Consider the following 12,944-nt stretch of genomic DNA (forward strand, 5'->3'; position numbering starts at 1 on the left):
GATCGCCGCCCGCGTCGGCGTAACAGGAGATTTACCTCGGAGAAACCCCTGGCGCCCAGCGGCACAGCAGGCTCGTCCGCGTTCGGTGCAACGGCGCGCCACCCGTCATACCGGAAAGGACCCTCAATGGGCCAGATCACTGCGAGCCGGGCGCCGGTCACCGAGACGCTCGAGGACTATTCGCTGCGTTATGCCCCGACCAGCTTTCGCCGCTGGAGTCCGTATGTCGTCGCGACGACCGCTCTGGGCGGGATCGCCTATCTCGCCGATTTCGCGATCGGCGCCTCGATCGTCTTCACCAACGGGGCGGTGGCCGGCATCGCGGCGATCCTCGCGGCGGCGGTGATCATCTTTGTCACCGGCGTGCCGATCGCGCGGGCCTGCGCGCGGTATGGCGTGGACATGGACCTGCTGACCAGGGGCTGCGGCTTCGGCTATTTCGGCTCGACGCTGACCTCGCTGATCTACGCCTCCTTCACCTTCATCTTCTTCGCCCTCGAAGGCTCGATCATGGCGCAGGGCTTCGACTATGCCTTCGGCATCCCGCTGTGGGCCGGCTACCTCATCTCCTCGCTGGTGATCGTCCCGTTGGTCGTCTACGGCATGCGGGCGCTGGCCAAACTTCAGACGTGGACCCAGCCGGTGTGGCTGGTGTTGCTCGTGCTGCCGTTCGTCGTGGTGATGGTCCAGCATCCGGGAGCGCTGTCTCAGTTGGTGGGCTTCGCCGGCAGCGACGGCGAGCACCGCGGGTTCTCCTGGACCGGCTTCGGTCTCGGCATGGGCGTCGCCCTCTCGCTCATCGGGCAGATCGGCGAGCAGGCCGATTACCTGCGGTTCATGCCGGCCAAGACTGCGGACAACTCACGGGCGTGGAATCTCGCGACCCTCGCCGCGGGCCCGGGCTGGGTCGTCCTCGGGGCCCTCAAGCAGATCGGCGGAGCGCTGCTGGCGGTCGCAGCGATCACCTACGCCGGCGCATCCACGAGGACTGCGGGCGAACCGATTCACCAATACGCCGAGGCGATCCGGCCCTGGCTCGGTGACGCGACGGTCGCCGTTGCCGCGGTCTTCGTGATCATGTCGCAGGTCAAGATCAACTCCACCAACGCCTATTCGGGCTCGCTGTCGTGGAGCAACTTCTTCTCCCGCATCACCCACCGCCACCCGGGCCGGGTCTACTACGTCGCGCTCAACGTCGGCATCGCGTTGCTGCTGATGGAGCTCAACATGTTCGGCTTCCTCAACACCATCCTCGGTTTCTACTCCAATGTCGGCATCGCCTGGATCGGTGCGGTCTGCGCCGACCTGTTGATCAACAAGCCGCTCGGGCTGTCCCCGCGCTATATCGAGTTCAAGCGCGCCTACCTGCACGCGATCAACCCGGTGGGCTTCGGCTCGATGGTCGTCGCCTCGGTGGTCTCGGTGGCGGCCTTCTTCGGCGCTTTCGGCGACGGCTTGCCGCGCGCCTTCAGTCCGCTGATCGCCTTGGTGATCGCGGTGGTCCTCTCGCCCGTGCTCGCTGTCGCTACTCGTGGCCGCTACTACCTGGCTCGGGAGAACACCCTGCGCACCGAGGGCGCGGACACCGATCTGCTCACCTGCGGGTCGTGCGGGATCGGCTATGAGCGACCCGATGTGGCCGACTGCCCGTTCGTCGCGACGACCGTGTGCAGTCTGTGCTGCTCACTCGACTCGCGGTGCCACGACATCTGCAAACAGACGGTGTCGCTGGGTATGCCGAGCGTTCGACCCGCCTGATGGTTCACCCGGCAGAGGGGTTGTGAGCTGGGTCACTCCGAGGCATGATCAGGCCCCATGGTTGTCACCGTGGTCGGCCTGGTCGTCGCCGTCGTGATCGTCTGGGCGCTCATGTTCGCGGCGCTCGGGCGCACCGCGATGCCGGCGCGCGAACGGTTGCCGCTGTCGGAGTGGACGCCGCGCGACCTGCTGCACAACATTCGCTTCGGCTGGCATCACCTCGCCGACGCCAACGAGTCACTGCAGCCGGACGACGACCGGCATCCGCACTCGACCGAAAAGCACTGAGCCTCAGTCGAATTCGAGGCCGAGCAGAGCGTTCTCGACGACCTCGGCCAGCGCCGGGTGGATCCAGTACTGACCACGGGCGAGCGTGCGCGCGTCCTGCTCGAAGGACATCGCCTGGATCAGCGGCTGGATCAGACTGCTCGCGAACGGCCCCATGATGTGCGCGCCGAGGAGCCGCCCCGTGCGTCGGTCGGCGATGAGTTTGAGGAACGAACTGGTGTCCTCCATCGCCCAGCCGTAGGCGGTGTCGCCGAAATATTGGACCTTGACGGTGAGCTTCGCGCCGGCCTCCTCGGCCTCCCGCTCGGTCAGCCCGACGCTCGCGATCTGCGGGTCGGTGAACACTGCCGACGGCACGAAGCGGTGGTCGAAGGCGCGCAGGTCGTCCGGGTGGGCCAGGTTGTGCGCGACGATGCGGGCCTCGTGGTTGGCGACATGCTTGAGCTGGTATGCCGAGCTCGCGTCGCCGAGCGACCAGACACCAGCGGCCGTGGTGCGTCCATAGGCATCGACCTTGACCCGGCCGTCGACGTGAGTCTCGACGCCCGCTGCTGGCAGGTTGAGGTCGGCGGACACCGGCTCCCGGCCGGTCGCGACCAGGAGCAACTCGCCGCGCACCTGCTCGCCGTCGGCGCAGGTCAGCACGACCTCGCCGCCCTCCTCGCGCGCGCCGGTGACCGACGCCGACAGGTGGACATCCCAGCGGCGTTGCGCCTCACGGGTGAACGCCTCGCTCACGGTCTCGTCCTCGGCGCGCAGCATCGCCGGACCGCGCGTCACGATCGACACCCGCACCCCGAGCGCAGAAAAGACATGCGCGAACTCCGAGGCGATGAACCCGCCGCCGAGGATCACCATGCTGGCGGGCAGCTCGTCGAGGCGCATCACGTCGTCGTTGGTGTAGTAGCGCACGCCGCTCGCGCGGATGACCTCGGGTATGACGGGCCGCGCGCCGGTCGCGATGACGATCTGGTCGGCGGTGACCTCGTGCTCCTCGCCCGCGACGTCGACGATCAGCGAATGCGGTCCGGTGAACCGGGCGCTGCCGAGATAAGCCGTCGTGTTGGGACCGTTGACGCGGTAGTCGCGCCCACCCTCCGCGATCGGGTCGATGCGCCCGAACACCCGGTCCCGGATGTCGCGCCACCGCACATCGTCGATGCGCGCGTCGATGCCGTATTTGCTTGCGCCACGGACGGTTTCGGCCACCTCAGCGGCATACACGAACATCTTGGTCGGGATGCACCCGACGTTGAGGCAGGTGCCTCCGAAGGTCGCCCGCTCGATCACCGCGACGCGCTTGTCGTCGAAGTCGGGGGTGACGAGCGAGTTGCCGGAGCCGGTGCCGATGATCGCCAGGTCGTAGTGCGTCACCGGCTCAGACTACGACCGGGCCAGGCGCCGACCGTGGCCGCCTCACGCGAGGGACCACCGATAGCGGGTCAGCGCAAGAGACCGGCGAGGCGGTCGATCGCGGTGACCACATCGGCATACCGCGTGGACAGGGGCGACAACCCCAGCCGTATGCCGTCCGGCGCGCGGAAGTCGGGAATCACGCCTTCGCGCCAGAGCCGCTCGTTGACGCTTCGGAAGTCTGCTCGCGCGATGGTGACGTGGCCGCCTCGGCGGTGCGGGTCGCGTGGCGAGGCGACCCGCACGCCGAGCGGTGCGAGCACGTCGTCGGACAGCTCAATCGCCAAGGAGGTCAACGCGATCGACTTCTCCCGGATCGCCTCGATGCCGGCTCGCTCGACCACTTCCGCACCAGCACGGACCGGGACCATGCCGATCACCGGCGGCGTGCCGCTGACGAGCGACCGGATGCCGCCCGCCGGGACATAGCCCTGGGCCATCTCGAAGGGTTCGGCCCGGCCCATCCAGCCCTGGATCGGCTGACGGATCTCGGCCTGCAGGGCGGCGCGGATGTAGCCGAAGGCCGGTGCGCCCGGACCACCGTTGAGGTATTTGTAGGTGCAGCCGACCGCGAGGTCGACGCACCAGGCGTCCAGCGCGATCGGCACCGACCCGACCGAATGGCACAGATCCCACAGGATCAGTGCGCCCGCGTCGTGCGCAATGCGGGTGATCGCCTCAGCGTCGGCGAGCCAGCCGGAGCGATAGGCGACGTGGCTCAGCACGACCAGCGCGGTCCGCTCGCCCACCACCGCAGCGACCTGATCGGGGGTCACGCCGTCCTCGACACCGCTGTCGATCCACACCAGCCGCAGCCCTCGCTCGGCCGCAATCCCTTCCAGCACATAGCGATCGGTCGGGAAGTTGTCACGATCGAGGACGATCTCGTCGCGGCCGGGACGAGCCGCCACACCCGCCCGCGCGAGCTTGTAGAGCATCACGGTGGTCGAGTCGGCCACCACGGTCTGGCCCGGCGCGGCACCGAGACAGCCCCGCCCGATCAGGTCGCCGATGCGCTCGGGCCAGTTCATCCACGGGTCCTCGCCGTCGGTCCAGCTGCGGATCAGCCCGGTGCCCCAGGCGCCGGTGACGAGATCGGCCAAAGCCGCCTGCGCCGACTTCAGCGGGCGGCCGAGCGAGTTGCCGTCGAGATAGGCCACCACCGAGTCGTCGGCGGGTGGCACGAACTCCTCGAGATAACCGGCCAGCGGATCAGCGGCGTCCAATTGCATTGCGCGAGAGAAGAATTCGTCAGTCATGCCCGATCGTTCCCTCCGCGATCCGGCCACGCACGGCATACAGCTCGGGGAAGAAGGTGAGCGACAGCGCGCGACGCAGGAAGGGCACCCCGGAGCTGCCCCCGGTGCCCTTGGCCGAGCCGATGATGCGCTCCACCGTCTTGAGGTGACGGAACCGCCATACCTGGAAGTTGTCCTCCAGGTCGACCAACTCCTCGCAGGTTTCGTAGATGTCCCAATGCTTTTCGGGGTCGGCGTAGACCCCGGCCAGCACCTCCACGAGGCGCTCGTTCTCGGCATAGGGCTGCGACCAGTCCCGGTCGAGCAGCTCCGGCGGGACGGCCAGACCACGGCGGGCCAGCAACTGCAAGAAGACATCCCACAGGCTCGGCTGGTGCAGCAACTCCTCCAGCTGCTCCTGCTGGGCCGGGCGACCGTCGAAGACGCGCACCATGTCGGCGTTCTTGTTGCCGAGCAGGAACTCCACGCAGCGATATTGCAGCGACTGGAAGCCCGAGGAGGTGGCGAGGAAGCGGCGGAATTGCGCGTATTCGCTCGGCGTGAGGGTGGCCAGCACCGTCCATTGCTCGGCCAGCGTGGACTGGATGTGCTTGACCCGGGCCAACCGCTTGAGCGCCAGCGGCAACTCATCACGGGCGATCAGATCGCGGGCCGAGCGCAGCTCGTGCAGCACGAGTTTGAACCAGAGCTCACTGGTCTGGTGCTGGATGATGAACAGCAACTCGTCGTGCTGTGGGGGAACCGCGCGGGGATGCTGGGCGTCCAGCAAGGTGTCGAGATCGAGATAGTCGCCGTACGACATATCCGTGGGTGTGTCCTGGCTCACGATCGCTCAGGGTAGCTGGGGAGGAACCATGCGAGTCACGCTGCGGATGGTGCTGGCGGTGCTCGTCGCACTCACCGGCTGGGGCGCCACCGGAGGGCAGGCCAACGCGTGCGCGTGCGGAGCGGTCTTCTCCCCCGGTTCAGCGGTTGCGCAGGTGCCCACCGAGACCGTGCTGCTCACCCAGGCCGGTGGCATCGAGACCGTCACCATGCAGCTGGCGATCGACTCGACCGGCGACGAGGCCGGCCTGGTCGTGCCGACGCCCACACCCGCGACCGTCAGGCTCGGTGACCCGCAGGTCTTCACCGCGCTGGACCGGATCACCCGGCCGGTGCACAAGGTGCGTCGTCACCTGGTCGGCGAGAAGCAGCCGGGCACCGTCACCAACACGGGTGCCGCGGCGGGCGCGCGGTCGGGCGGTGTCACCGAGTTGTCCACCGTGGACCTCGGTCCGATCCAGGCCTCGGTGCTCAAGGCCGGCGACCCGCAGGCCCTGCGCCGGTGGCTGTCGTCGCACGGCTACCTGATCCGGCCTGAGGTGCAGCGCCAGGTCGATGGCTATGTCGCCGACGGCTGGAGCTTCGTGGCGATGAAACTGACCCCGCAGGGCAAGGCGTTGCGCGGCACCCTGCCCCCGGTGGTGATGTCCTTCCGCAGCACGAGCCTGGTCTACCCGATGCGGATGTCCCGCGCCGCGCGTCAGGCCACCGCCGTGCGCACCTACGTGTTCTCCCAGCACCGGATGCAGCGCACCGACCGCACCGCCGGCCGCGGCGATCTGCAATTGCTGTATGCCGGCCGCGCGGCCTCAGCAGCCCTCCCCGCCTCGCTGCGGGCCACGGTGGCTGACGCGCCCTATCTCACCGCGCTGAGCCAGCTCTTCCCTGCACCGGCCACCCAGATCGCTAGCGACTTCACCTTCGCTCGCGCGAGCTCTGACCAGCCCTACCAGGCGGTCATCTGGGACGACGAGTACCTGCTGAGCTGGGACCAACTGCTGCTGCTGGTGATGAGCACCATTCTGCTCGCGATCGTGGCGGCGATCGTCGTGCAGGGGCGGCGGCGTCGCCAGGACAGGCGAGCTAGCTGAAGTTGCGGCGGGTGCGATCGCGCAGATCGGCGACATGCGGTGACACGGCCGGGTCGATGCCGAGGCCGATCGCGACATAGGTCGCGACGAAGTCCACCATCGCCAGATGCTCCGCCAGACGTGCCACCGAATGCCCTTGTGTCGCAACGAATTCGGTGACACGCACGCCCGCATCGCGCGCGGTGTCGAGCACGGCGTCGGTAAGCGCGTCCGGGTCCTCCCCCGTCGGAGACGGCGGCCGTGGAGCGTCGCGCAACATGACCAGACCGAGGCTCGGCTGGGCAGGTGCATCGAGGAAGGGGTCGGCGAAGATGTCGTCCGAGCGGCCGCCGGCACCGCCGTGCACACCCCCGGCGGTGAACGGCCCGTCGAAACAGGCGACCACCTGCGAGGCGGCGTCGGGCAGTTCGCCGTGGATCGCCGGCATCCGGGCCGTCCCGGCGAGCACTGCAGCAGCGCGGCCAGCCGCGACCCCGGTGAGCGGCCCGTCGCCCAGCACGACCGGCACCGTCGCCGCGATGGTGAGGGCCGCGAGCTTGGCGGGGTTGACGAAGGACTCCGAGGACGGGCGGCATACCTCGGCTTGGGAGTCCAGCCGATCGGCGGCCTCGACCAGAGCGTCGTCGGAGCAGTCGGCCAGGCCGAGCACGTGCCCGGCCATCAGCACGGGGGTGAGCAGCGACCACAGCGCGGTGCGCGTGGAGGTGCGGCCGCGCCCGATCGGCACGTGCACGCCGCGCGCGCGACGAGTGAGATCGGCGAGCGGGGAATCGTCCGCGCAGACGGTGAGCAGCGCAGCCCCTCGGCGCGCCGCCTCGCGCGCAATCGCGACCGGCCCTTCGGCGCGACCGGAGACCGACACCGCGATCACCAGGTCGAGCGGGCCGATCCACCCCGGCAGCGGCAGATTGCGGCGCACGGTGACCGGCACCGGCGAGCCCGGATCGGCCAGCGCCTCCAGCACTTCGGCAACGACGGCACTGTGGCCGACCGCGGCGACCACGACCGAGCGGGGGCGTTCGCCGGAGGCGACCTTCTCAATGCCGTTTTCGTGCGCGAGGGTCATCGCTTCGCGCACCTGCGCGCCAGCGGTCGCGAGGGCGCGCAGCGTGTCGCGGCTGTCGGCCTGGGCGCGCCGCTCCGGGTCGTCGAGGTTGGCCTCGTCCAGATAGGGCATCAGCCGGTGACGGTGCGCGCCTCGTCGGCGAGCAACACCGGGATGCCGTCCTCGATCCGGTAGGCGCGACGGCACCCGGGCTCCCCGCAGTCGGTGGCGCACTGCAATTCGGGCGTCCCGTCCGGACCGACCGCGTCGACCAGTTCGTGGTGGCCGACCGGGCAGCGCAGGATCTCGCGCAGCCAGGGTTCCATCGGGCTGTTCGTCACGGTCGTTCTCCTTCGGTGCGGATGGCGGCGAGCGCCGCGTCGCGGACGCGCTCCATGGTGGCACGGTCGGCGGCTTCGACGTTGAGGCGCAGCAGCGGTTCGGTGTTGCTGGCGCGCAGATTGAGCCACCACAGCGGCTCGCCCTCGTGCGTGAGCGTCAGCCCGTCGAGGTCGTCCTCGGTGACACCGCCCTGGCCGGTGGCCCAGTCGCGGACCCGCGCGGTCGCTGCAGGCACGTCGGCGACCGGCGAGTTGATCTCGCCCGAGGCGACATAACGGGTGTAGGACGCCACGAGCTGCGACAGCGGTCGCTGCTGCTCCCCCAGCGCCGCCAGCACGTGCATCGCCGCGAGCATGCCGGTGTCGGCGAACCAGAAGTCGCGGAAGTAGTAGTGCGCCGAGTGCTCGCCACCGAAGACGGCGTTCTCGCTGGCCATCTCCTGCTTGATGTAGGAGTGGCCGACCCGGGTGCGCACCGGCCGGGCACCGGTGGCGGCGATGATCTCCGGCACCGCCCGGGAGGAGATGAGGTTGTGCACGACCGCGATATCGGCGGCCGCGGTGCCGTCCGCGACCGCTCGCGCCACCTCTCGCTCGGCGACCAGCGCGGTCACCGCCGACGGTGGCACCGGCGCGCCCGTCTCGTCCACCACGAAACACCGGTCGGCGTCCCCGTCGAAGGCTAGCCCGAGGTCAGCGCCGTGCTCGAGCACCGCGGCCTGCAGATCGCGCAGGTTCTCCGGCTCGAGCGGATTCGCCTCGTGGTTGGGGAAATTGCCGTCCAACTCGAAATACAGCGGCACGACCTCCAGCGGCAGCCCCGGCATACCGCCGTCGGTGCCGAGGACTGCGGGCACGGTGTGACCGGCCATCCCGTTGCCCGCGTCGACGACGACCTTGAGCGGCCGCGCGGCGGACAGGTCGACCAGCCCGCGCAGGTGGGCGGCGTAGTCGGCGAGCAGGTCGCGTTCGGTGATGCTGCCGACGCGGCCGGGGGCGATGCTCGGGTGCAGGTCGCCGCGGTCGAGCAGCCACTGGGCCAGGTCGCGCACCTCGGCCAGGCCGCTCTCCTGACCGACCGGGCGAGCCCCGGCCCGGCACAGCTTGATGCCGTTGTAGCGCGCGGGATTGTGGCTTGCGGTGAACATCGCGCCGGGCACGTCGAGCGCGCCGCTCGCGTAGTAGAGGCCGTCGGTCGAGCACAGGCCGATCAGGGTCACGTCCACCCCGTGGGCGACCGCGCCCTCGGCGAAGGCCCGGGCCAGCTCCGGTGAGGACGGGCGCATGTCGTGACCGATGACGATCGCGCTCGCGCCCTCGGGGGTGGCGATGACCTGGGCGAAAGCCGCGCCGATCACCCGCGCGACCTGCGGGCTGAGTTGCTCGGGCACCAGCCCGCGCACGTCATACGCCTTGACGAAGTCGGTCAGTCTCGGAGCGCTCACAGCACGGGAGCCTAACCAGCAGGTATGCCGGAGCGCGGGTCAAGCCCGCGCGAAGGGCTCAGTGCGAGCGGACGACCTGCAGACGGGGCAGGCCGGGCAAAACGTCCTGCTCCGGCTCGGGCTCGGGGCGTCCGGCGGCGCGCACCGCATCGGCCAGGGCCAACAGGTCGTCCTCGCTCGGCGCCGGCTCGGTGAGGTCGACCTGCAACCGCACGATGTCCCACCCGCGTGGCGCGGTGAGGCGCCCGGCGTGGTGGGCGCACAGGTCGTAGGAGTGCGGCTCGGCGTAGGTGGCGAGCGGGCCTACGACCGCGGTGCTGTCCGCGTGCACATAGGTGAGGGTGGCGACCGCAGGGCTGGCACAGCCTGCGCGCGCACACTGACGCTTCATCACACCGCTGGGTCGCTGCACGGGCATGACTCTAGGACAACCGAACCCGCGCTCCCGCGCAGGCACGCCGACCGCCCAACCCGACGCCGCGAGCACCCCGGCATACGCTGGTGCGGTGGGACGAGATCGGCACGGACGTGGCAGGCGAGGACCGCTGGCGTGGCCGCGCGTGCCGGCGATGGCGACCCGCGGACGGCTTTTCGACGAGGCGGTGCTCGACTCCTTCGAGCGGGTCGAGGGGCGGCTGGAGGGCCGGCCGGACATCGAGCTGGCGGTCGAGGATGTCCCGCCGAGCGACCCGGCACCGTGGGAGGACCGCGTCGCGCTGGGTCGCGCGTTCCCCGCTGTCGGTGGCACCCCGGCGCGGGTGGTGATCTATCGTCGGCCGATCGAGACCCGGGTGACCTCCCAGGACGACCTTGCCGACCTGATCGAGACCGTCGTCGCCGAGAACGTCGCCGGCCTGCTGGGTCGCAATCCCGACGATCTGCGAGGAGAGCTGTGAGCCAGGCTTCGGTGCCGCCGCCCCTGGTCACCGGGCTGCCGATGCTCGGCCGCCCGCCCGTGTTGGTCACCGGGGCGGCCGGCACGCTCGGCCGCGATGTCGTGGCCGAGCTGCAGCGCTCGCAAGTGCCGGTGCGCGCGCTCGCGCACACCAGCGAGCCGCCCGAGGGTGTCGTGACGGCACCCGGTGACCTCACGACCGGGGTCGGCCTGGCCGAGGCCGTGACCGACATCGGTGCCGTGATCCATTGCGCGACAGGCGAATCGGTCGATGTTGACGGCACGCGCCGGCTCGCCGACGCCTGTGCCGCCCAGGGCGTGCGCCTGGTGCACGTGTCGATCGTCGGCTGCTGGGACAACCCCTTGCCCTACTACCGCACCAAGGCACAGTCGGAGACCGAGGTGGTGGCCTCCGGTGCCCCGCATGCCATCGTCCGCGCGACGCAATTCCACTCGCTGGTGCGCACCCTGTTCGGCCCGCGCCACGGTGTGAGCGTGTCCAGCCGGGGGCTGCGGGCCGCGCCGTGCGACACCGCCTGGGTGGCGCGGGTGCTCGTCGACGTCGCGCTGGAGGATCGCCTGCCGGTCGAGCCGATCGAGCTGGCCGGCCCGGAGGTGCTCACCGCTCGCGAGATCGCGGTCCTGACCGCGCATGTCACCGGCGAGCCACTGCGCCGGCATCTGCAGGTGCCGGCGGTCGGGGGCATCATGCGTGCCTTCGCCCGCGGCTCCAACCTGCCCGGGCCCGGTGCGCGCCGCGGCGGCCGGACCTATGCCGCCTGGCTTGCCGCTCAGACCGGGGCGGCCCGCTCCTAACTCCGGCGAACCGCCGTCGCGCCACCGTTCCTTCGCCATAGTGGTCCCCGTGACCACGCTCGACGCCCGTGCTCTCTGGGCTCGGCGTGCCTCGATGCGCCACCACCGGGTGCTGTGGGCCGCGGCCGCCGTCGTGCTCGGTCCACTGCTGATCTCCTTGCTGCTCATGGGAATTCGCGGCTATTGGCCCGGCGGCGACTATGCCTACATCGGGGTCCGCGCCATGGAGGTGTGGTCCTCGCACCCACCCCTGACCGGCATGCGGTCGACCGGCGCGATGGACGCGGGCGGAGTGCAGGTGCACCATCCCGGGCCGTTGCTGTTCTACGTGCTGGCAATCCCGTTGGCGCTGTGCGGTTTTCACCCGTGGGGGATCCTGCTCGGCGCCTGGCTGCTCTGTGCGTATGCCGTGTGGGTCGCCTTGAGTTGTGCCTGGCGGTTATGGCGGTTGCCGGGCGTGATCGTCGTGACCGCGACCTTTGTGGCGCTCGAGGCCGTCATCGGCCCGCAGTTCCTGCTGCAACCGTGGAATCCCACCACCGCGCTCTTCCCGCTCGTCACGCTCGTGGTCCTCCTGGCCGCGCTGTGGGCCGGTCGCACCCGCTGGCTGCCGCACCTGGTCTTCGTCTGGTCGTATGTCGTGCAGGCTCACCTGGCGTTCCTGCCGCTGGCGGCGGCGTCCGTCCTGGCCGTGGTGACGGTCGGGCTGGTGCGGTGGTGGCGCGGTGGCCGGTCGGCGCGCCCAACCCGGCGGACCTGGGTGGCGCTCGGTATCGCGGTCGCGTGCTGGGCACCCGTGGCCGCCGAGGCGGTGCTCTATTCGCCGAACAATCTCACCCAGATGTACCGCTATCTCACCGTCCCGCGCCCGCGCACGATCGGTGTGGGCCGCGCCACCGAGGCGATCGCGCTGATGTCGGCGCCGTCGCCGGGCGTGCTGCGCGGGTTCGTCGGCATCACCGGAAATGCGCCGATGCCCACCGTCCCAGCCCTGGGCTGGTGGCTGCTCGCGCTCATGGTGGGCGCGGCCGCGCTGGCCGTGCGCCGGTGGTTCACCGGTGACCGCGACGTGCTCGACCGGCTGCTGCTCACCAGCGCGGCCGGGCTGGTGATCGCCCTGATGACGATCTCGCGGATCGAGGTCACCCGGCCGTTGATCTACGCCCTGGTCTTCCTGCCTCTCGTCGCGCTCACCGTGTGCTGCGCGATCGCCACCGTCGGGCGCGCGCTCGTGCATGCCGCTGGCGCTCGTCCATCAGAGCCGCCGCGCTGGGTGCTCGGTATGGCGCTCGCGGTCGCCGTGCTGCTCAGCGTGAGCCTGCCGTGGTGGAATCCCCTCGCGCCGATCGACCCGCGCACCGAGCAGTCGATGCGTCAGGCCGCGACGGTCGTGACCGCCGCCGCGCAGCGTGACGGCCTCGCCGACCGCGGCATACGGATCGAAGCTCCTGGCCCGCTGGGAGTTCTGGTGCTGTCCGCCAGCATCGGATATGCGTTGTCGCAGAACGACATTCGCTGGTCCAAGGAGATGTACTGGTCGCTGCCGACCGACGACCAGGTGCACGAGAACGCCCACGCCCGCAAAGACGCCGCCGTGCTCACCATCCGCGAACAGATCAGCGGGCAATGGTTCGGCACGCCGCCGGCGTCGGGGCGCCTGCTGCAGGACCAGACCTGGCCCGGCGGCCTGCTCGGGCGCCCAGCGCGGGTGCAGCTGTGGCTGAGCGTGCCGCCCACAGGCCAGCCGTAGGAGCGACATCGAGGCTGC

Annotated in this window: 13 protein-coding genes; 6 read left to right on the forward strand and 7 right to left on the reverse strand. The window is 70.2% G+C overall.

Annotated features, from left to right (window positions below):
- Positions 1–126 precede the first annotated feature (126 nt).
- Positions 127–1,758, forward strand: coding sequence for a purine-cytosine permease family protein (locus G9U51_RS02070; RefSeq protein ID WP_217361280.1), 1,632 nt, complete (start codon positions 127–129; stop codon positions 1,756–1,758).
- A 57-nt stretch (positions 1,759–1,815) separates the two neighbouring features.
- Positions 1,816–2,046 carry a hypothetical protein gene (locus G9U51_RS02075; RefSeq protein ID WP_166192340.1) on the forward strand — a complete coding sequence of 77 codons (231 nt, stop codon included), beginning with the start codon at positions 1,816–1,818 and terminating at the stop codon, positions 2,044–2,046.
- Between the two features lie 3 nt (positions 2,047–2,049).
- Here G9U51_RS02075 and mtr read toward each other — a convergent pair whose 3' ends face one another.
- The 3 genes from mtr to G9U51_RS02090 form a co-directional block, all read right to left on the reverse strand.
- Complete coding sequence (mtr, locus tag G9U51_RS02080; protein WP_166192343.1) at positions 2,050–3,420, reverse strand: mycothione reductase; 1,371 nt, start codon at positions 3,418–3,420, stop codon at positions 2,050–2,052.
- A 68-nt stretch (positions 3,421–3,488) separates the two neighbouring features.
- Positions 3,489–4,718, reverse strand: a complete 1,230-nt coding sequence (locus tag G9U51_RS02085) for a kynureninase (RefSeq protein WP_166192346.1) — start codon at positions 4,716–4,718, stop codon at positions 3,489–3,491.
- The gene (locus tag G9U51_RS02090; protein WP_166192638.1) at positions 4,711–5,520 is read right to left on the reverse strand and encodes a tryptophan 2,3-dioxygenase; all 810 of its coding nucleotides are present in this window, start codon (positions 5,518–5,520) and stop codon (positions 4,711–4,713) included. The genes G9U51_RS02085 and G9U51_RS02090 overlap by 8 nt, the downstream gene beginning before the upstream one ends.
- A 52-nt stretch (positions 5,521–5,572) precedes the next feature.
- On the opposite strand from G9U51_RS02090, the gene G9U51_RS02095 reads away from it, so the two are divergent.
- Positions 5,573–6,634: a DUF2330 domain-containing protein gene (locus tag G9U51_RS02095; RefSeq protein ID WP_166192349.1), complete on the forward strand. Its 1,062-nt coding sequence runs from the start codon at positions 5,573–5,575 to the stop codon at positions 6,632–6,634.
- On the opposite strand, the gene G9U51_RS02100 is transcribed toward G9U51_RS02095, so the two are convergent.
- The 4 genes from G9U51_RS02100 to G9U51_RS02115 are packed head-to-tail and all read right to left on the reverse strand — an operon-like array spanning position 6,627 to position 9,856.
- Positions 6,627–7,811, reverse strand: a complete 1,185-nt coding sequence (locus G9U51_RS02100; protein WP_166192352.1) for an SIS domain-containing protein — start codon at positions 7,809–7,811, stop codon at positions 6,627–6,629. The genes G9U51_RS02095 and G9U51_RS02100 overlap by 8 nt on opposite strands.
- Positions 7,811–8,005, reverse strand: coding sequence for a Trm112 family protein (locus tag G9U51_RS02105; RefSeq protein ID WP_166192640.1), 195 nt, complete (start codon positions 8,003–8,005; stop codon positions 7,811–7,813). The genes G9U51_RS02100 and G9U51_RS02105 overlap by 1 nt, the downstream gene beginning before the upstream one ends.
- An 11-nt stretch (positions 8,006–8,016) precedes the next feature.
- Positions 8,017–9,465 (reverse strand): phosphomannomutase/phosphoglucomutase, encoded by a 1,449-nt coding sequence (locus G9U51_RS02110; protein ID WP_166192355.1) that lies wholly within the window; start codon positions 9,463–9,465, stop codon positions 8,017–8,019.
- 58 nt (positions 9,466–9,523) lie between these two features.
- Positions 9,524–9,856: a DUF3499 domain-containing protein gene (locus G9U51_RS02115; protein WP_166192642.1), complete on the reverse strand. Its 333-nt coding sequence runs from the start codon at positions 9,854–9,856 to the stop codon at positions 9,524–9,526.
- A gap of 178 nt (positions 9,857–10,034) precedes the next feature.
- Here G9U51_RS02115 and G9U51_RS02120 point away from each other — a divergent pair, with 178 nt between their 5' ends.
- Genes G9U51_RS02120 through G9U51_RS02130 form a run of 3 tightly spaced genes read left to right on the forward strand, consistent with a single transcriptional unit; the run spans position 10,035 to position 12,926 of the window.
- Entirely contained in the window at positions 10,035–10,361 is a 327-nt protein-coding gene (locus G9U51_RS02120; protein WP_235945289.1) for a metallopeptidase family protein, read from the forward strand.
- Positions 10,358–11,176: an SDR family oxidoreductase gene (locus tag G9U51_RS02125; RefSeq protein ID WP_166192362.1), complete on the forward strand. Its 819-nt coding sequence runs from the start codon at positions 10,358–10,360 to the stop codon at positions 11,174–11,176. The genes G9U51_RS02120 and G9U51_RS02125 overlap by 4 nt, the downstream gene beginning before the upstream one ends.
- Before the next feature lie 49 nt (positions 11,177–11,225).
- Entirely contained in the window at positions 11,226–12,926 is a 1,701-nt protein-coding gene (locus G9U51_RS02130; protein WP_166192365.1) for a hypothetical protein, read from the forward strand.
- Positions 12,927–12,944 lie beyond the last annotated feature (18 nt).

It is taken from the genome of Metallococcus carri, from assembly GCF_011440275.1.
GTDB classification, from domain to species: Bacteria; Actinomycetota; Actinomycetes; order Actinomycetales; family Dermatophilaceae; genus Metallococcus; species Metallococcus carri.

Bases quoted from the DNA above. Each gene is read 5' to 3' on its own strand.
- G9U51_RS02070 (WP_217361280.1), top strand. From the start codon at position 127: ATGGGCCAGATCACTGCGAGCCGGGCGCCGGTCACCGAGACGCTCGAG.
- G9U51_RS02075 (WP_166192340.1), top strand. From the start codon at position 1,816: ATGGTTGTCACCGTGGTCGGCCTGGTCGTCGCCGTCGTGATCGTCTGG.
- G9U51_RS02085 (WP_166192346.1), bottom strand. From the start codon at position 4,718: ATGACTGACGAATTCTTCTCTCGCGCAATGCAATTGGACGCCGCTGAT.
- G9U51_RS02090 (WP_166192638.1), bottom strand. From the start codon at position 5,520: ATGTCGTACGGCGACTATCTCGATCTCGACACCTTGCTGGACGCCCAG.
- G9U51_RS02095 (WP_166192349.1), top strand. From the start codon at position 5,573: ATGCGAGTCACGCTGCGGATGGTGCTGGCGGTGCTCGTCGCACTCACC.
- G9U51_RS02100 (WP_166192352.1), bottom strand. From the start codon at position 7,811: ATGCCCTATCTGGACGAGGCCAACCTCGACGACCCGGAGCGGCGCGCC.
- G9U51_RS02105 (WP_166192640.1), bottom strand. From the start codon at position 8,005: ATGGAACCCTGGCTGCGCGAGATCCTGCGCTGCCCGGTCGGCCACCAC.
- G9U51_RS02115 (WP_166192642.1), bottom strand. From the start codon at position 9,856: ATGAAGCGTCAGTGTGCGCGCGCAGGCTGTGCCAGCCCTGCGGTCGCC.
- G9U51_RS02120 (WP_235945289.1), top strand. From the start codon at position 10,035: ATGGCGACCCGCGGACGGCTTTTCGACGAGGCGGTGCTCGACTCCTTC.